The sequence below is a fragment of the Mucilaginibacter panaciglaebae genome (genome assembly GCF_039539265.1).
Lineage (GTDB): Bacteria > Bacteroidota > Bacteroidia > Sphingobacteriales > Sphingobacteriaceae > Mucilaginibacter > Mucilaginibacter panaciglaebae.
In genome coordinates this window covers 1-20,656 of sequence record NZ_BAABCV010000017.1, presented here as the reverse complement: position 1 = coordinate 20,656, position 20,656 = coordinate 1, and the positions used below count along the sequence as shown (strand labels likewise).

The window sequence follows — 20,656 nt, the reverse complement described above, 5'->3', positions numbered from 1 at the left end:
GCATCTAGGTATTATATTGTGTCATTTTCATACCAGCATTAACTTATCATTCGCCTTATTTTCTTCGGTAACAAAATAAGTTGCTAAAAAGTCAGGCTTTTTATATTAACTTTCCGCAATAAATAAACCTAACCACAATATATAATGATATCAAAAAAACTTCTTATTAAACTGGGACTGTTATGTTCAGCTATTCTGTTGTTTTCTTTTGTTCCAAAGGCTGATGACCCCATAGACAAACTAGTTGCAGCATTGCAAAAGTGGTCAGATGCCAATCCGCAAGAAAAAGTTTACCTGCATACAGATAAACCATATTATGCTGTAGGCGATACTATTTGGTTTAAAGGCTATGTAACCGTCGGCAGCAGGCACCAGCTATCTGCTTTAAGCCATGCTTTGTATGTTGACCTTATCACCCAGAACGACTCGCTGGTACGTACCCTAAAGTTACCCGTTACAACTGGAATGGTAATAGGAGACTTTGTTTTAGGCGACGACCTTATGCCAGGTAACTATCGTATACGTGCGTACACACAATGGATGCGTAATGCCGGTGATGATTACTTTTTTGATAAAACCTTCACCGTTGGCGATCTGGATAACGACAATGTAATCACCAAAGCGAATTATCAATATAAAACAGTTAATAATAAAATGACATTAGCGGCATTGCTGACTTATACAGATGAGGCAGGGAGGGCATTTGCAGATAAAAAAGTTAAATACCAGGTAGTTATTAATAAAGAGGTAGTTGATACTAAGATTGCTCAAACTGACGCATTGGGCAATTTGCTGATCAATATAGACAACGACAAAAAGGCAAGCCTGGCTGGTGCTTATATCCGCACTATCGTAGAAAATAAAAAAAACACATCTATTGTACGAGATTTCCCTATAAAAGCAATATTGTCACAAAGTGATGTGCAGTTCTTTCCCGAAAGTGGCAATATGGTTAATGGTATACCGTGCCGCGTTGCTTTTAAAGCCGTTGGCGTAGACGGATTAGGCACCGACGTAAAAGGCAAGATAGTTGACGACTCGAATAATGAGGTAGCTCAGTTTGAATCAACACATGCAGGCATGGGCAGTTTTATCATCCGGCCCGAGGCTGGAAAACATTACACCGCTGTAATTGCTTTCGCAGATGCTACTACTAAAAATGCACCCTTGCCTGATGCAGTTAATGATGGTTTTATTCTAGGCGTATCTCAACCTAACAAAGACAGTATACTGGTCAGAATCTACGCATCGGCTAATCAGCTGGCTTCCGCGCCGACGCTTAATTTTATCGGGCAAACCAACGGCGAGGTGATTGTAGCTTCACCGATCAAAATCACACGTGCCATCAATTCAATTTGGCTGGAAAAAAAGCTTTTCCCAACGGGCATTGCTCAATTTACCATTTTTACCGCTACAGGCGAGCCTTTAAATGAGCGTATAGCTTTCATTAAAAGCGATGATATGATGAAAGTAAACCTAAAGTCGGCGAAAAGTACGTATAAAAGCAAAGAGCCCATAACTATAAATCTGAACGTGCAAGATAGCAAGGGAAAAGCCCCGCTGGGGGGCAACTTCTCTGTATCAGTAGTTGATGAGACCCGTGTACCGTTTGATGAGAACGCAGAAACCACCATCTATTCAAACATGCTCCTATCGTCTGATCTAAAGGGATATATAGAAAAGCCCAATTATTATTTTGCCAAATCAGACGACGATGTAGATAAGGCGTTAGATAACTTAATGCTTACTCAAGGATATCGCCGATTTACATGGAAAGAAATACTCGGCGGAGCCGATAAGCAACCGGCTTTTGAGGCTGAAAAACTTGGCACTAAAATATCCGGAACGGTTTATACACTCGGTAAAAAACCTTTACCTGGAGCCGAAGTGACCTTAGTGTCCCTAAGAGCCAATATCGCCCAAACTACTACATCAGATGCAAATGGAAGATTTAAGTTTGAAAACATCGTTGTAAAAGACAGCATCAAATTTGCTGTTCAAGCCAGATTGAATAAAAGCGATAAAACTATCATAACGCTTGATACACTTCCAAGAATGCGCGTGAGTAAAAACAAGAATTTGGCCGACATTACTACAAATATAAATGCCACGTTAAAAGACTATTTAGAAACCGCCAAAAAGCAGGACGATTTTTATGAAAAGACCGGACAGATGGATAAAGTGAGACGTTTAAGAGAAGTGAGAATTACCGCGTTTCGGGCCAGGCAAAATTCCAATGTAGCGCCCCAGGGGATGTTTAAACTAATGGATGAACAATCTGCTGATCAGATCATTACATTTCCTGAAGATGAAGCCGAGAGTTGCATAACCCTGGCAATGTGTTTACAAGCCCGCATTCAGGGAGTAATGATTCAGCAGGGCAAAAATGGCAGCGAATTGTATGATATGGTATTAAAAAAAGATCTCAGTTTAATTCTCAACGGGCAGATGATTACTAACGCTGATGAGATCGCCGACATTTTGGATAGCAGTGTGCCGCCGCAGGACGTTGCTAAAATAGAGGTTGTAAGACACAACGTAGCTGCCCGCAATTCATTGGGAAATAATGACGCAGGATATGTTTTGATTTTAACCAAGCTGGGTACATCACGTAAAACATATAACCCAAGCATTGTCAATATTACGCCTAAAGGGTATAATAAAGTCCGTGATTTTTATTCACCTAAATATAAACCGGGTATTAACGACAAAGAGTCCGACCTGCGTACAACGGTGTACTGGAACCCTTATTTAAAAACTGATGAGCAAGGCCAAACTTCATTCAGTTTCTATAATGCTGACGGCCCAGGCACTTATAAAGTCATCATTGAGGGTATTGACGCAGCCGGAGAACTCGGCCGCCAGGTTTATCGCTATACAGTAAAATAGCGGTAATATCAAGAAGAAAAAAAAGCCGTGGGACTGTCCCATGGCTTTTTTTATCATTATTTATGACTGATGATCCGAAATATCTGCTCCGGGGTCTGGTCTGCCTCAATAAAGGGAATGTTCTTCTCTTTAGCCATTTGTTCAAACCAATCTCCCCACGTTATAAAACCATCATCATTTACATCCATTAGTGGTGTAGGCCTGTCGGGACTCGTTAAGCGTTTCTTTTGCAATTCAGCGTCAATCCTGAGGAAATAAACCCTGTCAAACAAATCAAATACACTCCATACATTCCCAGAGCCACCAAAAACATAGACATCATCATACTAATGGATAAACCTGGCCATAGCCCTTTTACTCCATAAAAAAGCATAACGATTTTTTATAACTTCATTGGCGATAGCGGGCTCGGCTACCTTGCACCCATCCTGATCATACCAGTTAGATAGCCCTTCAATATCGGCATCATCAAAGGCATTTATTCCAGATCGTTGCAAAGCTTTAGCCACGTACGTTTTACCCGCACCCGACGGGCCAAAAACTAATACTTTCATGTACCAATAAAATTAAAAAATAATGGCTGCCGGTGTCCACGGCAGCCATTATTATATTTCGATTGACCTGTTAAGCTAGTAATTGAGGCTTGCTTTTATAGGTCTCCCACAAAAACTCGCCAAACAGCGTATTTGCCCAGGCAAACCACGCACGACTGAAGTGTTTGACGTCATCTTTATGAAATGACTCATGCATGAACCCGGTACCTGCATTGCTGTTTTTTAACAAAGCGATACATTTTTTTATCTCGGCATCGCTCTTGCTCGTTAACCCACGCATAATGATTCCTAATGGCCAAATCATATCTTTACCCGCGTGAGGCCCGCCTATCCCTTCGCCTGCTTTACCTTTAAAGAAGAAAGGATTATCAGACGATAACAATAAACGACGGGTATTTTGGTAAATTGGGTCGTTTACCGACACGGCATCTAAATAAGGCAACCCGAGCAAACTTGGCACATTAGCGTCGTCCATTAGGTTATAACTGCCAAATCCATTAACCTCATAGGCATATATTTTACCATAAACCGGATGAGTTATGATGGCAGTTTTCTTTAAAGCGTTTTCAACCTCCAAAGCCAGCGCCTTAAGTTCAGCTGCCAATTTGAGGTCTTTAGTTATTGCGCTTATCATTTCTGCAGCCTGTTTTAAGCTAACTACAGCAAAGAAGTTTGACGGCACCAAATACATGAAAATAGTAGCGTCGTCACTTGGGCGAAAAGCTGAGCAAATCAGGCCATTTGGTTTGACCGGATAGCCGTAACCATTCATTGGCACACCGTCAGTAGCCCAGGCTGTTTTCCGTTGAAAACTGTATGGCCCCTGGCTGGTTTTACGCTGCTGCTCTTTAAACGTTTTCAAAGTTAATTCAATCGCCGATTTCCATTTGGCATCAAAAGGAGTTGTATCACCCGTTACCTTCCAATACCTATAAGCTAAGCGAATTGGATAGCATAAGGAATCAATTTCCCATTTTCGCTCATGTATACCTGGTTGCATTTTAGTTTGATCATGCGCCCATTCGCCCACTTTATTAGGATCGTCATAAAACGCATTTGCATAAGGATCTTTCAACACACAAGTAACCTGATGATTGATGACGCCCGCCACAAGCTGTTGTAACTTTTTATCTTGTTTAATAAAGTGCATGTAAGGATATACCTGGGCACTGCTGTCGCGTAGCCACATAGCATCAATATCTCCGGTAATTACATAAGTGTCGGGTTTTCCGCCTTTCTCTGTAAAAGTCACCGTGGTATCTAAAGTATTAGGAAAGCAGTTATTAAATAACCAAGCCAACTCTTTATCTTTTACATTTTTGCTAAACTCGGCTATAGCGTTCTCAATTGCGCTGCTGGTAAAATTTCTTTTAGCGGTTCTAACCACCGGGTAAGCTGCGTCAGCAGCATTCGCAGCGAATGAAGGTATTTTGGTAAGGACCAAGGTAGCGCCTAACAAACCGCCGTTTTTAATAAAAGTTCTTCTTTGCATATTATTGTTATATTGAAGCTTGCTCAAATGGATACTCCTGCTAGTTTTAGTAAACCGCTATCTGCTATTTATTAATAGATCTATGGGTTATCACTTTTGTGAGGATTTTTGGCTGATGCCAGCTAAAACCCCTTCAATACTAAAAACTTTAAAGCACTTAACCAAATTATATTTAGGCTACATAGCGCCAACAGTTAAAATAGCATCAACTACGCCCGGGCAATTTCTTTATTTTCAACTTCTTTAATTGTGGCCTTACATTATTTTCCTACTTCATTTGTGAAAATTTATTTGCTCTTCTTTAAAAAGGATTTCGTCTGCTCATTTTAATCCCGAATTACTATTAAATTTTTATCCATTTTATAACGGCAAACCGCGGCTTTTTAAGATTGCCTTTTCGGCTTACTTTACCCTTCCCATTTTGCCAGTTTATGATTACCGTATTGGAGATCCCTTTTTCAAAATCAAAGGTTACACCGTCATCTTCAAATAGTTCAGTCGGCTGGGGATTAGCGCCATACACGTAACAAGTAATTTCAAACTTAGTATTAGGTTCTACATGTTCTAAAGGTTTGGCCAGAGGTAATATTGTCCCTTCCTTGATGAAAATCGGTATTTGATCCAAACCGGTCTCTATAGTATAACTTCGTCCGCCCGCATAAATTTTGTTTGTATTATAATCATACCAATTACCTTGAGGAAGGTATACCTTTCTTGACGATGCGCTGTCCACAAGCGGTGCCGCCAAAACGTTGTCGCCAATCATGTATTCGTCCCATGCATTATAAGTAGCCTTATCATCAGGGTAATCCGCCACTAATGCCCTAAAAGGCGGCACACCTTCCTGGTTATATTTGGCAAACGCCGAATACAGGTAAGGGATAAAGCTCATTCTAAAATTCAATAACCTGCGGATTTTACCTTCTACTTCTTTGGCATTGGGTAACATTTCGCCCCGGTTGTTTTTATCGCGGTCATACTGTAGCCAGGGCGGGCTTTTCAAATACCAACTGTCAAACACCGTTTGCGACGACAATATTGATGTTTGTGTCCTGCGACATAGCTCGGTTACAGACGACGACTCCCTGACTTCAGGCGACCACAGCAAGCCTGAAAACCCGGCATTACTGATCATCCGGATGTATTCTTTATGCACATAAGTGTCGCTATATAAAGCGGCCGGAAACGACGAAGCAAACCCATTGAGCGATCGTATATCAAAATATGACCGTTTGTTCGACCGCTTATAGTTGCCATACATTGTCTGAAAATACAGTACACCAAACTCCTGATGCATTTGCTCACCGTCTATTCCCGACGGAAACTGGGATAGCTCAGGGAAGGCCCAAACCGCATTACCCGTTGCAATATTTGAGTTATCGCACTCATCCATTTTGAATGCTGATACTCCTTTATCTACAAAAGTTTTTTGATGGTAGTCAGCAAAGATTTTGCGAGCTTCCTTGCCTGCAAAATCGGGCACCAGTCCGTTCCAGACTTTATAATCACCGGCAGCGCTTGCTAAAGCACCATAGATCGGCGAGGCCGGCGACGTATAGGCATGCTCCCATAAATTCAGTTTAATACCTTCGGCTTTCATTCTGTCAATAAGTTCCTGAGGGGCCGGAAAATATTCGGGGCTCCAAACATACGAGCACGAATAGGAAGCGGTCTGCCATTTAGGCTCCAGGCCAAACACATCAACCGGCATGTGGTTATCGCGGAAGTATGCGGCCATTTTGTAAACGTCCGCTTGCTTGCTGTCGGCTTTCATGCGGTATTGTATACCCAATCCCCACATGGCAGGCAAACATCCGCCACCAGCAAACAGGTTATAGCGCTGCAAGGCGTTCTTTAACGTCGGGCCGTTAAATATGAAGACGTCGCCCCCTTTGGCACCGGGAATATCCACGATCACCTCGCCCGACTGCGTATTAGATTTATTATACAAATCGGCCACCGAAAGAGCTGAGCTATTGCCGGCACCGGTGTTGACATTCTTATCGCCCTTGACCTGTTTATGGGTGCCGCAATAAAAGGTGGTGTACCGCGACGTATTGATGAAAATGCCATAACCCTTAGTAGAAAGGTAAAATGTAGTAGGCGCATGAGTATAACCCAGATCATTTAGCGGGTTATCATTCACTATCGGGCGTCTGCGCAGGCCGCGCTGTCTGAAAGAGTTCATCTGCAAACCAAAGCCATATAACTCTTCACTATTTCCTAACGGGATATGTACTACTGCACCCCGCGCGTTGATCTCGACACGGATGCTTTTAGGATCGACGCTTATTTCAACCGCCGGCAGCTTGTTCATGGCCTCAATCCTGGGCTTCTCTTGCAACAAGTTGTAGGGCGAGAACTGGTCAACTTCGCCAACAGTTACGCGCGTAACGCCAGGGGCCGTTTCTTTGATCTGCTGTGCATTTGCCGCAGTAGTAAAGCACACGGCCAAGGCTATAATTTGGATAGAGAACTTACGAATCATGATGTTATAATTGGAGCCGTAAGTTACAGCAGATTACCTCAATAAACAAACTAATGCAATCGCATTACCATCTGGTTATCGGCTGCAAGTGTTTCACTAAAAAGTGAAACACTTTGAAACAGTTGAAACACTTTTTGTACTTAAGTAATTACAAATGAGTTGATTACGAAAACAGGGTGAAACACTTTGAAACAGTAGCAGAGCTTTAAGTAAAACGGGTTAAATAATTGATATGCAATTATTTAACCCGTTTTTTATTTGATTTGGAAAAATAGAAGTGAAACACCCCGTGTTGGTCACTTTTTCAAACTCTTCCAGATAATATTAAACACATCCGTAGGCTGCATATTACTCTCGGCAGCGTCAGTGATCAATACCGCTTTATATTCGTCAGCAATATTGGTGCGGCCGTGCGAGCCTTTGATGAGCGTAGCATCTAACGGTATCACGTCCATTACGTACCTGAAACCGGTCAGCTTACGGGCCAGCTTATAAGCTGCCCGGACTTTTGACGTCATAAACATTTCGACCGGGTCATAACCGGGCTTTTTGTGAATATCAACGCAGCGGGCATAATCAGGCGCTACGGCGTCGTCCAGCCAGAAATAGTAAGTAAACCAGCTTTTTTCATCAGCCACAACTACTATATCGCCTGCGCGCTCATGCGCTATATGATAGCGTTTTTGTGCTTCCCGATCTAATATCAGTTCAACCCCTTTCATATTTTTTAGCAATGCAGTTACCTTTTCAGTTACAGACGGATCATTGATATAGATGTGCGCTAGCTGATGATCGGCTACGGCAAACGCTTTTGAGGCGCCTGCATCCAGGAGTTCCAGTCCGCGCTCAACACGTATTTGCAACAAGTCGTTTTCGCGGAATAAGCGGTTTAAGTGTATCGGGTTGCTTACCGGCGCTATGCCATATTCAGACAGGATGATGATCCTGGCATCTTTCTTTTTATAAAAGTTGACCAGCTGTTCAACTACCTGGTCAATCTCCATCAGTTCTTTGCTGATCCTTGAAAAATCCGGCCCAAACTTTTGCAGGCAGTAATCTAAATGCGGCAGGTAAATGGTGGTTAAGGTGGGGTTATGCAGATCGTCATTGATCATCGACGCATCGGCAATCCATTGCGTTGATTTGATGCTGGCGCCCGGCCCCCAGAATTGGAACAGCGGAAATTGCCCCAGCTTTTCCTGCAGGATATCTCTCAGTTCGGCAGGTTGCGAATAACAATCGGGCATCTTACGGCCATCGGCTAAATATTGCGGACGAGGGGTCACCGAATAATCGGCACTCGAATACATATTGTACCACCAGAACATATTGGCGCTGGTAAAAGACGGATCTTCTTTTTTAGCCTTATCCCATATTTTTTCGCCGGCAACGAGTTTATTGGATTGTTTCCAAAATTTAACTTCCGAGTCCGCACGATCATACCAGCCATTGCCGACAATGCCATTTTCCGCCGGCCATTTTCCGGTTAAATAGGTGGATTGCACCGAAGTAGTTACCGCCGGCAATACCGGTTCAATGGTAGTGATATGCCTGTCGGCGATATATTTTTGCAAGAACGGCGTATGCTCGCCAATTACCGATTTTGATAAGCCGACAACATCTATTACAACCGTTTTCTTCATAACTATTCTGATTTATAATTGATCTTTAACCCAATTCAGCTCGCGCACAATTGAATCATTAATAGGTAGTTTCTTTTCATCGGGTAAAACGCCCCAGGTATAGGTTTCTACCTCTAAATGGCCGGTAAACCCTTTTGCTTTTTGAATATCTAACACTTTAACGATGTCGGCTTGTGTTGATTGCACCGGGCCATAATCTTCAATAAATATTGGTACATGAAAATGCGCGCGCCACTGCTCAACCAGCGGATTTTCAATGTCGCGTAAAGCCTCGGGCAGATCGGGGTAGCGGATGAATTGGCCATCGGCTTTTTTGGCCACTACCTGATGCAGATAGGTCGACTCATTAAACCGGCTGAAAGCGGCCCTAAGCTCACCGCGCTCATCAACGTCGTGCGGCAGGGTGGCTTTCAATGCGGCGCTGATCTGTATCTTACCTGTTTTAAGCCTTTTTTGGGCCAGCTCTTCAATAACCCGCTCATGCGGTTCATAACCTATTGCAAAATGGCACACATCGTAACATAAATTGATATGCTGCTTGATCAGGTGCTCCGCTTCGTCGGCAGAAATATCGAATTGTTTGGCTATGACATTGCGCCCCTCCGGCAATAAAACATCCTCATACCATTTAATAAATTCCGCGCCGGTTTCCAGTATGCCGTCAGGTTCGGGTTCGATGTCCAGGTGCATGATAACGCCGGCTTCGCGGTACTGCCTGATTAGTTGGGCGGCAACCTGTAAGATATTTTGTGTGGCGATAGCCGTGGCTTCCTGTAATTGTTCTTGGGTTTTATGCCAATGCCTATAGCTCAGCGGCGAAGTCGATATTCCTCCGTCCATGCCTTTTGGCAGCAGCTCCGCCAAAATACGGAACATCCGCAGGGTGTAGTCAACGCGTAACGCGGTTGTCCAGTCGGGTGCATGTACCTGGTCTTTCACCACTGTATCATGGAACTCGCCGTATGGAAAGCCGTTCATCGTAAACACATAGGCATCGTTTTCTGCAAGCCATTGTTTAAACCCGGCCAGGTTTGCTGATGGCTCCAGCTCAAGGCTCGCAACATTGGATAACCGCAGGCCGATACCCATCGGTGCATCGGGCGATAATTGCTGCTTTATCGCCGGAAAATTCTGTTTCAGCGCGGCAAAATGCGACGGCCAGGTTTCGCCGGGATGAATGTTGGTACAATAAGTTAGATGTCCGGTCGATGTTTGCATGCAACAATTTGTTGGTTAATGGCTGCTAATTGGTAATGCAGTCATTGGGTTTTTATAAATGGTAGCGTAACGCTAATAGACTCTGTCATTTCGACCAAAGGGAGAAATCTATACACACGCTAAGCATATCTTAAATGCATGTGTATAGATTTCTCGTTTTCACTCGAAATGACATATTTCAGAAATATATTTTAAACTGCACTTAACGCAGTGTGCTCATTCTTTAAAAGCTCGCTTGCCTTTTTAATCAGCTGCGGGTTCATTTCGTGCACTTCAACACCAACACCAATGCGCTCCAACAGCATGATGGTTAATTCGCCCCCCAGGTGCTCGCGAAATTCCTGCAACCCTATTAATATCGGGCTGTCGTCGCCGGTAATCTCTAACAACGGGTGCGTGATCTCAAACCCTATTTTCTTTATTAAATTAACTACCCGGTTGCTTTCTTCGGCAGATATCCGGCCCGCCAGACTTGAATAAACCGTATCCAGCGCAATGCCCATTGCTACGGCTTCGCCATGAAGCACTTTGAAATTAGTTAGCTGCTCCAGTTTATGCGCGCTCCAATGCCCGAAGTCCAGCGGACGTGATGATCCCTTTTCAAACGGGTCAAGGCTTGCAATATGATTTAAATGCAGCTCGGCGCAGCGTTTGATCAGGTATTTCATGGTCGGCATGTCGCGGGCTACCAGCGCCTCCGCATTGCTTTCCAGCCACTCGAAAAATGTGGCATCTTTAATTAGCGACACTTTAATAGCTTCGGCAATGCCTGAACGATAATCGCGATCGCTCAAGGTCAACAGAAACTGGTCGTCGTTAAAAACAGCTACCGGCGGAACGAACGTCCCAAGGAAATTCTTTTTGCCGAAATAATTGATACTGTTTTTTACACCTACACCAGAGTCGTTTTGCGACAGGACGGTAGTGGGTATGCGGATATGTTTTACACCGCGATGCGCCACCGCCGAGGCATAACCCACCATATCCAGTATTGAGCCCCCACCTATAGCAGCTACATAGCTGTGACGGTCGATAGCGTGTTTATTGATGATGTCCAGTACTTTGCTAAAATGACTTTCGTCGTTTTTTACTATCTCGCCGCCCGGCATTTGTACAATCTCGGGGATGAGCTGCGCAGCTTTATGAATAGCAAAATAGCGACGTATTTTATCAGCCAGCTCAGGTTTAGCCTTCAGCACATCCTGATCAACCACAAACAAGATCTTTTTTATGGAGGCCGACGTTGAATCTGCCGCAATAAAATCATTGAAACCGGTGTTTGACAACTCAAAAAGACCTGAAGTAAAAAAGGTCTTGTACTCAAACCTCACACTAAACGACTGCTGTAAATATTCCATATCAAAAAGCGAATATCTAAAACATTAATTTAAATCAGGTTAGATATCAAAAATTTGACGGAAATATTGACAACATAGAGAGAATATGTAGAGCCGCAACACCTTGCGTCTCCGTGCTGGTGTAAAATTAAACGTATGATTTTAGACGCGAAGTTTGAGACGCGAAGTATCGCGTCTCTACAAGCGGTCAATAATATGAGATGAGAAATCCTGGCCTTCCTGCAGAATGTCTAAATAACCTTTGTAGAGACGCGATGCATATCGTCTTGGTGCAGGATGACGCATTAGAGACCCGGAATATTAGAGACACAAAGCATGGTGTCTCTACCTTTGTAATTATGTTACCGCAAAAACTTTAGCAAACCGTATTGACACCGGCAACAAACAAACAATAAACAATGCTGCCCACATGGCACCAAAAGCCGCAGCCCAGGCAGCATCCATGAGTATCAGGTTGATGACGCCGGCTTTGACAGCCCTGCCAATATTAGGGCCTATGGGATCTTTGATTGCATTAGCCAGGGGCCGATAGATGAGCCAGATAAAAGGGAGCAACACGATAAATGTTTCTGATTTACCCTGTGCAATTGCATAATAAGCTATCGCGCAGATAACAATTGCGTACAATACGCCACCAATATACAGATTGCGCTTGTTGCCGCCATGCACTTCGCCCTGGCTTATCATGGTGATGGAGAATATATAAATGACCGGAAAAATTGCCAGATAATAAAACTCGGTGAGCATAGGCACTGAAATGCTGATGCCCAATAGTAAATTCAATCCCCGGCATATTCCCATATTCAGCGGGCCGACAAAAGAATAATGCTTACTTACTTTATTATATAACAGTGCAAAAAAAGCTATCGCGACAGCTAAAGCTCCTGCGTGGTTACTGTAAGAAAAAGCAAAACCTATGCCCCATAATAATAAAAAGGCGCCCAGAAAAGTGGCTTCGCGCAAAGTAACCGCTCCGCTTGGGATGGCACGTTCAGGGCGTTCAACTTTGTCGAGTTCGGCGTCAAACACATCGTTAAAAACAATACCACCGCCATACAGGCCCATGGTAGACAGGCAAAGCAGTACTACCGGGTAAAAACTGGTGGTATTAAAATTAAGGTGGTAAAAATAACCGGCGATGGCAATGCCCGCCAGCACATCGGCCACCGAGGTGACGATATTAGCCGGGCGCATGAGCCTTAAATAAACGGTTAATTTACGTGCCATAGTTTAGCTGATGATGATGGACGATTTATCAATACGTGGCTGCTGACCGCCGCGCAAAACAGTATTACCTTCAAATTTCTGGCTCTGATCAATAGCGCCGCTTACTGCCGAAAAATCGGCCTCATCAATCTGCCCGCTTTGCGCAAAGGCCGTAATAGCATTACGATAAGTGATCAACTCAATATCGGCATCACTGATACCGCGGATCTTCATCAGCGCTGCAGTTTTTGGTACAGCCAGCGGATCGCTGATACCCCAGTCGGCAGCCGAGTTAACCATGATACGTTCTGAGCCGTATTGTTTAGCTACCTCCACCATACGTTCGTTACCCATTTTGGTAAATGGATAAATGGTGAACGCTGCCCAGAAACCACGGTCCAACACCTCTTTAACAGTCTCTTCATTATTGTGGTCGACGATGACTTTGCAGGGGTCAAGTCCATGCTCTAAAGCGATATCCATACTTCGGCGGGTGCCGCCTTTTTTATCACGGTGCGGGGTGTGGATCTGTACCGGCAGGCCCGCCTCTTTGGCCAGCTCCAATTGCAGCCGGTAATATTTTTCTTCGGCGGCGGTTTGATCGTCAAAACCAATCTCGCCAATGCCTACTACACCTTCTTTGTAGATAAATAGCGGCAGCATTTCCATAACCTGCTCGGCTAAGGCTTCATTATTGGCCTCGCGACTGTTAAGACCGATGGTGCAATAATGCTTAATACCAAACTGCGACGAACGAAAGCGCTCCCAGCCTACCAAACTACTGTAATAATCGCGAAAGCTGTCTATACCCGTGCGCGGCTGGCCCAGCCAGAAGGCAGGCTCAATTAGTGCCACCACACCGGCGTCGGCCATAGCCTGGTAGTCGTCGGTAGTCCGCGAGGTCATGTGCACGTGCGGATCAAAAAACTTCATGCCTTTTATACCGTCCAGACTTACCGGCGGCGAAAGCGGTTCATTCTTAGCTTCATCAAACGAATGGGTACAACACATATCTTTCTCTATTTTTAGCCGGCGATAGTATTCCAGCTTAAGTTCTTTTTTTCTATAGCTTTTTCAAGCTCAGGGTAATTATTTAGTAACGCTCGTGCAGGCGCGTAGTTTGAGGCAGCAATGGCCAGCGCACCAGCCCGGCGATCAGTAAGCTTGCCATCGTCGAACAGGCGTTTAATATCCTCAAATAATTTCTCGTCAATAAATGGGCCAACCAGGCGCCACATATTAGGGTTTAACTCGCGGCCTGCGGCCCAGCGTTCGTGGGCGTAGTCGCTGATGATGTAAGCCAGGTCCTTATTAACCCGTGCATCAATACCAACGATGTTGTTAATGTCCTTATCAGTAAAAAATGCCTTCAGCACCAATTGGTTCCAGGCAGCCTGATCCAGATTTTGTGATGGATAAGGGTTGTTATACATAATGGCCTCTAATACAATACCGATATTGCTGCGGATACCTTCAGAACAGCGCTTAACCCAAAGTTCTGGATGCGCCAGCAACGGTAAGCTCGAATACAGTGCTACCTGCTCACTCATCTCGGCGGCCATGAACAGGCTTTCTATCTTACGGAAATATTCTTCTTTATTTGAACTGTCCAGGTTCATCAGCAGATAAGCGCGGCCCAGATGATCGACCGTCCAGGCATCCACAGAAAAACCCGGCATGGCTGTGCTGATTGCCTCACTTTGCCCGGCGATAAGTTTTAACGGCGCTTTACCGGTTTTGCGTGGCAGCAGCATGAACGCATTATTGAGCGGGCGGTCTTCTTCTATCCAGCCAAAGACATCAGGAGAAGTGTTGGCCTGCAGTATTTGTTTTATGGTAGATCTGATGTCTGACATGGCCAGTTATTAAACGTGAATCACCACAAAATAGTCGATGATCAGCGCTGCCGATATGATCAACAAACCGAAAAATTCACGGGTGTTTTCGATGAATGGCTTTTCGGCCTGCATGGTTTCAACCAGGCTTGGGCTGCGGTATTTAACTATCCAGTCGCGCACACCATCTTTTTCGAAGAAAAGTTTGACGGCATAGATCAGGTAAAAAGCGGTTAGCCCAAGGTATACTTTCGGGTAATACATACCGAAACAAGCCAGGCCGCAGCAGGCCGCAACGGCTACATAGATAGGCACCCACAGATACCAGTCGATATCATTCAAATTCAAGTAAGCAAATACCAGGAACGACAGGCAGAAGATCACATTTATAATAATGAAAGCAATCATGGTTTATGTTTATAAAGATATAACAGGTTTGAGTGACAATCTATGACTATCGCCACAATTTGTAAAATTACAGTACTAACGGCTAATTATGCCAATAAAATGCAAAGCTTTTGTAAAAAAGCAATTACGCGCTAACCGGTTGGATATCCGCTATTCTTTCTTTCGGTTGATGCGATATTTAGCGATCTTCTTGCGCACATATTTCTGGCGCCGATGTTCTGCCTCGGCAATGCTTTCAATGGGGTCGTCCTCGTCGTCAAAAATCTTAGGCACTGCAATGCGTTGTGAACTGTAAATGCCCGACTCGCCGCTGAACAGGTACGCTGTAAAACAAGCCACTGCAAAAAACAAAGCATATTCGCTGCCAAATAGCTCAATACCCATGACGGTGCTGGCTAATGGGGTATTGGTTGCCCCCGCAAATACAGCGATAAAGCCTAGTGCTGCGAATAAACTAACCGGGGCATTCATTAGCGTTGATAAGGTATTGCCCAGCGTAGAGCCGATATAGAACAATGGTGTCACCTCGCCACCTTTAAACCCGGTACCTAAAGTAATGGTGGTATATATAGTTTTCCATAGCCAACTCATCGGGTGCGCCCCGCCCGAATTAAACGCAGACGATATAGTGATGGCTCCGGGATAAGGAGCCCTGACACCTAAACCCAGGTAGTCGGGTTTGCCAATAATTAAAGTAAGGCAAATAACGACCAAGCCGCCCATAAAAGGAATAAGCCACTTTTGTCCGAAAAAACGGTTAAAGACTGATTTAACGCCATGAACAGCCTCGGCAAACAAATAGCTTGACAAACCGAAAGCTATAGATGCAACAATAACTTTCGACAGCAACACCACATCTAATGGCAAATAAGCTGACAGGATATTGACGCCCTGCGGTACTATAGCAATATGATAAGTTTCGTGATGCACACCCCAAGACAGCACGGTTACGTCGCCAACTATAGCGGCAACCAGACACGGTATTAAAGCGGTATACTGTATGCGACCAACAGTTAAAACCTCCATAGCGAAAATAGCGCCCGTTAACGGGGTACCGAATACAGCGCCGAAACCGGCGGCAATGCCAGCGGTCAAAATCACGCGGTTATCTTCTGTATTCAATCTGAATATTTTACTGAACATTTGCGCCAAACTGCCGCCAATTTGCACTGCCGAGCCTTCGCGCCCGACAGAACCGCCGAATAACTGAGTAACGACGGTGGTAATCAAAATTAGCGGAGCCATGCTTTTGGGCACGCCGCCACCCGGATTGTGGATCTCGTCCATAATGAGGTTATTACCTCCTGCTGCGTTACTGCCCCACCATTTATAAGAAAAATATATGGCGATACCGGCCAGTGGCAAGAAGTAAAGTATCCACTGATGAGCAAAGCGAAAAGTAATTGCCAGGTTAAGCAACCACAAAAATAGCGCAATCATCGAGCCTATTACAAAAGCAATGGGCACGGTGATCGTCGTCCAACGGATTAAATGCCTAAGGGTAAGAAATTGGGTAGACTTAAAAAGTTTGTTTCTCATGATATATCCTACAAAAATAAAACGCAGCAGCTTATTACTGCCCATTTATCTCAGTTTTTGCAGGCGCCATCAGCCCCGGAGAGCGGTTTGATTGCGGAAGACACCATTTCCGTTTTAATATACGCCAAAGTTAATGATTTCAGCCTTAGTTAGAGCATCGAGGGGCTGCATTATAAATTTTTTATAGCCAGACAGCCAAAACCATTAGCCAGCGGGACTGTAGTTGAAATATGAAGCGATTAGTTTTAATTATAACGACCTTTTTTGCAGGGATACTAAACAGTTCGGCACAGGACAGCTTATCCATTACTTTAAGTAATTTAAAATATCCCTATCCCGTTAATTTTTTGATGGTTAAGGCCGAAGGGCAAAACATCCGCATGGCGTATATGGATGTTAAGCCGGCAAAACCTAATGGCAAGACGATAATGCTTTTTCATGGCAAAAACTTTGGCGGTTATTACTGGACCAACGTCATCAAAGCCCTTTCAGCAAAAGGTTACAGGGTGGTAGTGCCCGATCAGGTAGGGTTTGGCAAATCGGACAAATCACTGATCCACTACAGCTTTCATTTGCTGGCGCAGTTTAATAAGCAATTGCTTGGCCGGTTAGGCATAGTACATATTACCCTCATGGGACATTCCATGGGCGGCATGCTGGCTACACGTTTTACACTGATGTATCCCAATGTCGTAGATAAACTTCTGTTGGAAGACCCTATCGGCTTAGAAGACTACAGAACATTTGTGCCTTATGTCAACATAGATCAGGAATATCAAACCGAATTAAAAGCCAACTATCAAAGCATAAAGAAATACTACAGCGGATCTTATTTTACAACGTGGAAACCTGACTATGACTATTTGGTCAATATAGCATCAGGCCCGGGCAAAAGCCGCAATTTTGCCCGTTATGCCAAGGTTGCAGCACTTACTCATGCAATGATCTACGAGCAGCCGGTTTGTTATGAGTTTGGCAGAATTAAAGTGCCGGCAGTGTTGTTTATTGGCAAGGAAGATAATACCATTGTCGGAAAGGCATTGTTGAGTGCTGATGAAAAAGCGAAGCATGGCCAATACAAAGTTTTAGGGCCTCAAACCGCCCATAAAATACCAAACTGTAAATTGGTAGAGTTTGACCATTGTAAACATATTCCGCATATTGAAGTTGCAGGAAGGTTCCTGGAGGCGTTGTCGAAGGAGATGTGATATCAGATTGTCATTCGGAACGATACAAAGAGTCTTATACGCACTTGGCAGATCCTTCGTTATTGCTCAGGATGACAAATGGGCCTACCTCATCACCTTTGCAATCGCCTTACCCCAGTATTCGCCTAAAACAACTGCACCTTTTGGATTAGGATGCAGGTAGAAAACACCCTGATGCCCGTTTTCATGCTGCAAATCGGTCTCTGCGTTTTTTTTAAAATAGTTGAACGCTTTGGTGTCACCTACAAAAACCTGTTTCGGATTAGTCTCTTTATAGGTTTTCACCAAATCGTCTATTGCCGGAATGTAACTTTCCAGGCGGGTTAAGCCTTCCTGTAGATACATGGAGCCATTGTAGGTATTCGGGCTATACCATATTGGATGCTGAATGATCACTTTGCAACCGGGAAAATCTTTTAATAACTGATCGATAATAACTTTCAGGTTTGTGCGATAGTCTGCAAGGGCTACCGGGGCGCCGTGGGTACCTTTCATGGCGCTGTCGTTGGTACCAATCTTGATCGAAAATATCAATTGGGCGTTTTGGTTGGTAAACGCTTTGGCAGCTGCTTCCGCTTTTACAAAAGCGGGGGTTCCGGGCAGCCAATCAAGTGTGGTATAACCGCTGTGTCCCTGGTTTGAAAAATCAACATTGCCAAAGCGGCCCTCTGTACGCAGATAGCTGGCACAGATTGCCGGTGGTGCCTGGGTGTTTCTGTCAGGCAGGCCTGCACCGTAAGTGATGCTGTCGCCGATAAAGACGATATTAAGATCGTGTTTGTCTTTAAAGATGGTAAAGCTGCTTAGTAAAAATGATGCCAGAAGTAGCAATGATGCCTTGTTGATTTTCATGGTGATGATAATTGGTTAGGCAAGATAACAACTAGTATTGTCATTTTACAACGCTGCTACTGTTCATTGCGAGCGTAGCGTAGCAATCGCGAACTTTGCTTCCTTGCGATTGCTACGCTACGCTCGCAATGACAATCTTTAAACAAAAAAAGCCTCCACGATAAATCAGGAGGCTTTCAAAATATCAGGTGTTACAAATTACCTGGTAACGTACATTACTTCTTTAACGGCTTTAATTACGCGTTCCGCATTGGGCAGGTACTCCTGGATCAAGGTTGGTGCGTAAGGCAGCGGAACGTCGCCACCCATGATACGCAGTATCGGCGCGTCTAAGAAATCAAAAGCATCTTTTTGTACTTTAAAGGCAATTTCTGTTGCGATAGAGCCTAATGGCCAGCTTTCTTCAACCAATACCAAACGGTTGGTCTTTTTAACCGAGTTGATCACGGTGTCGTAATCAATAGGGCGCACCGTGCGCAGGTCGATCACTTCGGCGCTGATGCCTTCTTTTTCAAGTTCGGCAGCCGCAGCGTTGACCACTTTCATGATCTTGCCAAAACCAACCAAAGTAACATCAGTACCTTGTTTAGTTACGGCGGCTTTACCAATTTCTATATAATAAGTTTCCTCAGGGACTTCGCCTTTGTCGCCATACATTAATTCTGACTCCATGAATATCACCGGATCAGGATCTATAATGGCTGATTTTAATAAACCTTTGGCGTCGGCAGGGTTTGACGGTACAACTACTTTCAGGCCGGGGCAGTTGGCATACCAGTTTTCAAAGCACTGGCTATGCTGCGAACTTAACATACCTGCGTTACCGGTTGGGCCGCGAAATACGATAGGCACCGAAAACTGACCACCACTCATGGACATGATCTTGGCAGCGCCGTTGATCACCTGGTCTATAGCTACCAGCGAGAAGTTGAAGGTCATGAACTCGATGATCGGTTTCAAGCCGTTCATGGCCGAACCGATACCTATACCGGCGAAGCCCAACTCAGAGATCGGCGTATCAATAACTCGTTTGGCTCCAAACTCATCTAACATACCCTGGCTTACTTTGTAGGCACCGTTATATTCGGCAACTTCTTCGCCCATCAGGTATATAGTTTCGTCGGCGCGCATCTCTTCCTGCATTGCTTCGCGAAGCGCTTCTCTGAATTGTATTTCTCTCATCGTTATGTTTAAATAAATGATGCTTTAGCAGGCGCAAATATAAGCACTAATGTGTGATTTGCAATTGTGCCTATATAACACATAGGGTTTTTACAATTCAAACTTCAATTTTCATATCTTGTGTTGCTAAAACTTAAACCTGAACGATGCAAAAAATTGTCTTATTTACTTATGTTAATACCGGGCATTGCCTGTGCTCAACAGTCAGTTTTGTATAATAGTCATCGGCAGCTTATTGCCGATACTTCTTTTGTTATAGATAAAAAATCTTTCAGCAACCTGCCATTATTTGAAAAAGAGATATTGCCAAGAATCTATAACAACGTAAAGTATCCCGCACGATTAAGATATAATGGCGTAAATGGCAGTGTGGTAGCTAAATTGGTGATTAGCGGCGATAGTTTAAGCTTTCGAATCATGAAGTCATCCTACGACGACTTTAACCTTCCCGTTTCAACATGTCTTAAAAATTTATCGAGATATATTCAAAGCGGGCTATTTCCTAAAAAAGAAATGCTATCTTTTTATGTGCCAATAAAATTCGAAGTAATTTTAAATCGGTACCAGGAAACACTGAAAAAAAACAAGATGATTACGATAGAAGCATATGAAGAGGCACCGGTTATATACGAAGTTAATTAACTCAAAATGATTACCTTGAGTCGTCCTAAAATAGGTTGACAGAAATTAATGGTTAAAGATAGTCCTTGTTGGGTAAAACCGGCAAGGATTTTTTATTATGTACGATTTGAGGTGTTTGATAGTTCAATGCCAAATGTGGTCT

Annotated in this window: 17 protein-coding genes and 1 riboswitch; of the genes, 3 read left to right on the top strand and 14 right to left on the bottom strand. The window is 44.0% G+C overall.

Annotated features, from left to right (window positions below):
• The first annotated feature begins 144 nt into the window (after positions 1 to 144).
• A complete protein-coding gene (locus ABD772_RS17215) occupies positions 145 to 2,889 on the top strand; it encodes a carboxypeptidase regulatory-like domain-containing protein (protein WP_345107363.1) in 2,745 nt (914 codons plus the stop codon).
• Between the two features lie 56 nt (positions 2,890 to 2,945).
• On the opposite strand, the gene ABD772_RS17210 is transcribed toward ABD772_RS17215, so the two are convergent.
• From ABD772_RS17210 to ABD772_RS17155, 12 genes are all read right to left on the bottom strand, one after another.
• Positions 2,946 to 3,122, bottom strand: coding sequence for a hypothetical protein (locus ABD772_RS17210; RefSeq protein WP_345107360.1), 177 nt, complete (start codon positions 3,120 to 3,122; stop codon positions 2,946 to 2,948).
• Positions 3,123 to 3,215: 93 nt separating this feature from the next.
• On the bottom strand, positions 3,216 to 3,443 hold the full coding sequence (locus ABD772_RS17205; RefSeq protein ID WP_345107357.1) for a hypothetical protein: 228 nt from the start codon (positions 3,441 to 3,443) through the stop codon (positions 3,216 to 3,218).
• Between the two features lie 70 nt (positions 3,444 to 3,513).
• Entirely contained in the window at positions 3,514 to 4,935 is a 1,422-nt protein-coding gene (locus tag ABD772_RS17200) for a glycoside hydrolase family 125 protein (protein WP_345107354.1), read from the bottom strand.
• Between the two features lie 343 nt (positions 4,936 to 5,278).
• Complete coding sequence (locus tag ABD772_RS17195) at positions 5,279 to 7,423, bottom strand: glycoside hydrolase family 31 protein (protein WP_345107351.1); 2,145 nt, start codon at positions 7,421 to 7,423, stop codon at positions 5,279 to 5,281.
• Between the two features lie 296 nt (positions 7,424 to 7,719).
• On the bottom strand, positions 7,720 to 9,066 hold the full coding sequence (locus ABD772_RS17190) for an alkaline phosphatase family protein (protein ID WP_345107349.1): 1,347 nt from the start codon (positions 9,064 to 9,066) through the stop codon (positions 7,720 to 7,722).
• Between the two features lie 12 nt (positions 9,067 to 9,078).
• The gene (eboE, locus tag ABD772_RS17185) at positions 9,079 to 10,284 is read right to left on the bottom strand and encodes a metabolite traffic protein EboE (RefSeq protein ID WP_345107346.1); all 1,206 of its coding nucleotides are present in this window, start codon (positions 10,282 to 10,284) and stop codon (positions 9,079 to 9,081) included.
• A 191-nt stretch (positions 10,285 to 10,475) separates the two neighbouring features.
• Positions 10,476 to 11,642 carry a 3-dehydroquinate synthase gene (locus ABD772_RS17180; protein WP_345107343.1) on the bottom strand — a complete coding sequence of 389 codons (1,167 nt, stop codon included), beginning with the start codon at positions 11,640 to 11,642 and terminating at the stop codon, positions 10,476 to 10,478.
• Between the two features lie 336 nt (positions 11,643 to 11,978).
• Positions 11,979 to 12,869, bottom strand: coding sequence for a UbiA-like protein EboC (gene eboC / locus ABD772_RS17175; RefSeq protein ID WP_345107340.1), 891 nt, complete (start codon positions 12,867 to 12,869; stop codon positions 11,979 to 11,981).
• 3 nt (positions 12,870 to 12,872) lie between these two features.
• Entirely contained in the window at positions 12,873 to 13,859 is a 987-nt protein-coding gene (locus tag ABD772_RS17170; protein ID WP_345107337.1) for a TatD family hydrolase, read from the bottom strand.
• Positions 13,860 to 13,873: 14 nt separating this feature from the next.
• Positions 13,874 to 14,704 carry an EboA domain-containing protein gene (locus tag ABD772_RS17165; protein ID WP_345107333.1) on the bottom strand — a complete coding sequence of 277 codons (831 nt, stop codon included), beginning with the start codon at positions 14,702 to 14,704 and terminating at the stop codon, positions 13,874 to 13,876.
• A gap of 9 nt (positions 14,705 to 14,713) precedes the next feature.
• Positions 14,714 to 15,091, bottom strand: a complete 378-nt coding sequence (locus tag ABD772_RS17160; protein WP_345107330.1) for a transmembrane 220 family protein — start codon at positions 15,089 to 15,091, stop codon at positions 14,714 to 14,716.
• 150 nt (positions 15,092 to 15,241) lie between these two features.
• Positions 15,242 to 16,630 (bottom strand): voltage-gated chloride channel family protein, encoded by a 1,389-nt coding sequence (locus tag ABD772_RS17155; RefSeq protein WP_345107327.1) that lies wholly within the window; start codon positions 16,628 to 16,630, stop codon positions 15,242 to 15,244.
• A gap of 53 nt (positions 16,631 to 16,683) precedes the next feature.
• Positions 16,684 to 16,750, bottom strand: a riboswitch (Fluoride riboswitch).
• A gap of 110 nt (positions 16,751 to 16,860) precedes the next feature.
• On the opposite strand from ABD772_RS17155, the gene ABD772_RS17150 reads away from it, so the two are divergent.
• The gene (locus tag ABD772_RS17150; RefSeq protein WP_345107323.1) at positions 16,861 to 17,838 is read left to right on the top strand and encodes an alpha/beta fold hydrolase; all 978 of its coding nucleotides are present in this window, start codon (positions 16,861 to 16,863) and stop codon (positions 17,836 to 17,838) included.
• Between the two features lie 84 nt (positions 17,839 to 17,922).
• Here ABD772_RS17150 and ABD772_RS17145 read toward each other — a convergent pair whose 3' ends face one another.
• Together ABD772_RS17145 and ABD772_RS17140 are read right to left on the bottom strand one after the other, a co-directional pair.
• The gene (locus ABD772_RS17145) at positions 17,923 to 18,690 is read right to left on the bottom strand and encodes a GDSL-type esterase/lipase family protein (protein WP_345107320.1); all 768 of its coding nucleotides are present in this window, start codon (positions 18,688 to 18,690) and stop codon (positions 17,923 to 17,925) included.
• A gap of 198 nt (positions 18,691 to 18,888) precedes the next feature.
• On the bottom strand, positions 18,889 to 19,872 hold the full coding sequence (locus ABD772_RS17140; RefSeq protein ID WP_345107318.1) for a pyruvate dehydrogenase complex E1 component subunit beta: 984 nt from the start codon (positions 19,870 to 19,872) through the stop codon (positions 18,889 to 18,891).
• Between the two features lie 123 nt (positions 19,873 to 19,995).
• Between ABD772_RS17140 and ABD772_RS17135 the strand changes: the two genes are divergently transcribed.
• The gene (locus ABD772_RS17135) at positions 19,996 to 20,514 is read left to right on the top strand and encodes a hypothetical protein (protein ID WP_345107315.1); all 519 of its coding nucleotides are present in this window, start codon (positions 19,996 to 19,998) and stop codon (positions 20,512 to 20,514) included.
• Positions 20,515 to 20,656: the final 142 nt, after the last annotated feature.

Coding starts and splice junctions, on each gene's coding strand:
- ABD772_RS17215 (WP_345107363.1), top strand. CDS start 145: ATGATATCAAAAAAACTTCTTATTAAACTGGGACTGTTATGTTCAGCT.
- ABD772_RS17205 (WP_345107357.1), bottom strand. CDS start 3,443: ATGAAAGTATTAGTTTTTGGCCCGTCGGGTGCGGGTAAAACGTACGTG.
- ABD772_RS17200 (WP_345107354.1), bottom strand. CDS start 4,935: ATGCAAAGAAGAACTTTTATTAAAAACGGCGGTTTGTTAGGCGCTACC.
- ABD772_RS17195 (WP_345107351.1), bottom strand. CDS start 7,423: ATGATTCGTAAGTTCTCTATCCAAATTATAGCCTTGGCCGTGTGCTTT.
- ABD772_RS17190 (WP_345107349.1), bottom strand. CDS start 9,066: ATGAAGAAAACGGTTGTAATAGATGTTGTCGGCTTATCAAAATCGGTA.
- eboE (WP_345107346.1), bottom strand. CDS start 10,284: ATGCAAACATCGACCGGACATCTAACTTATTGTACCAACATTCATCCC.
- ABD772_RS17180 (WP_345107343.1), bottom strand. CDS start 11,642: ATGGAATATTTACAGCAGTCGTTTAGTGTGAGGTTTGAGTACAAGACC.
- eboC (WP_345107340.1), bottom strand. CDS start 12,869: ATGGCACGTAAATTAACCGTTTATTTAAGGCTCATGCGCCCGGCTAAT.
- ABD772_RS17170 (WP_345107337.1), bottom strand. CDS start 13,859: ATGTGTTGTACCCATTCGTTTGATGAAGCTAAGAATGAACCGCTTTCG.
- ABD772_RS17165 (WP_345107333.1), bottom strand. CDS start 14,704: ATGTCAGACATCAGATCTACCATAAAACAAATACTGCAGGCCAACACT.
- ABD772_RS17160 (WP_345107330.1), bottom strand. CDS start 15,091: ATGATTGCTTTCATTATTATAAATGTGATCTTCTGCCTGTCGTTCCTG.
- ABD772_RS17155 (WP_345107327.1), bottom strand. CDS start 16,630: ATGAGAAACAAACTTTTTAAGTCTACCCAATTTCTTACCCTTAGGCAT.
- ABD772_RS17150 (WP_345107323.1), top strand. CDS start 16,861: ATGAAGCGATTAGTTTTAATTATAACGACCTTTTTTGCAGGGATACTA.
- ABD772_RS17145 (WP_345107320.1), bottom strand. CDS start 18,690: ATGAAAATCAACAAGGCATCATTGCTACTTCTGGCATCATTTTTACTA.
- ABD772_RS17140 (WP_345107318.1), bottom strand. CDS start 19,872: ATGAGAGAAATACAATTCAGAGAAGCGCTTCGCGAAGCAATGCAGGAA.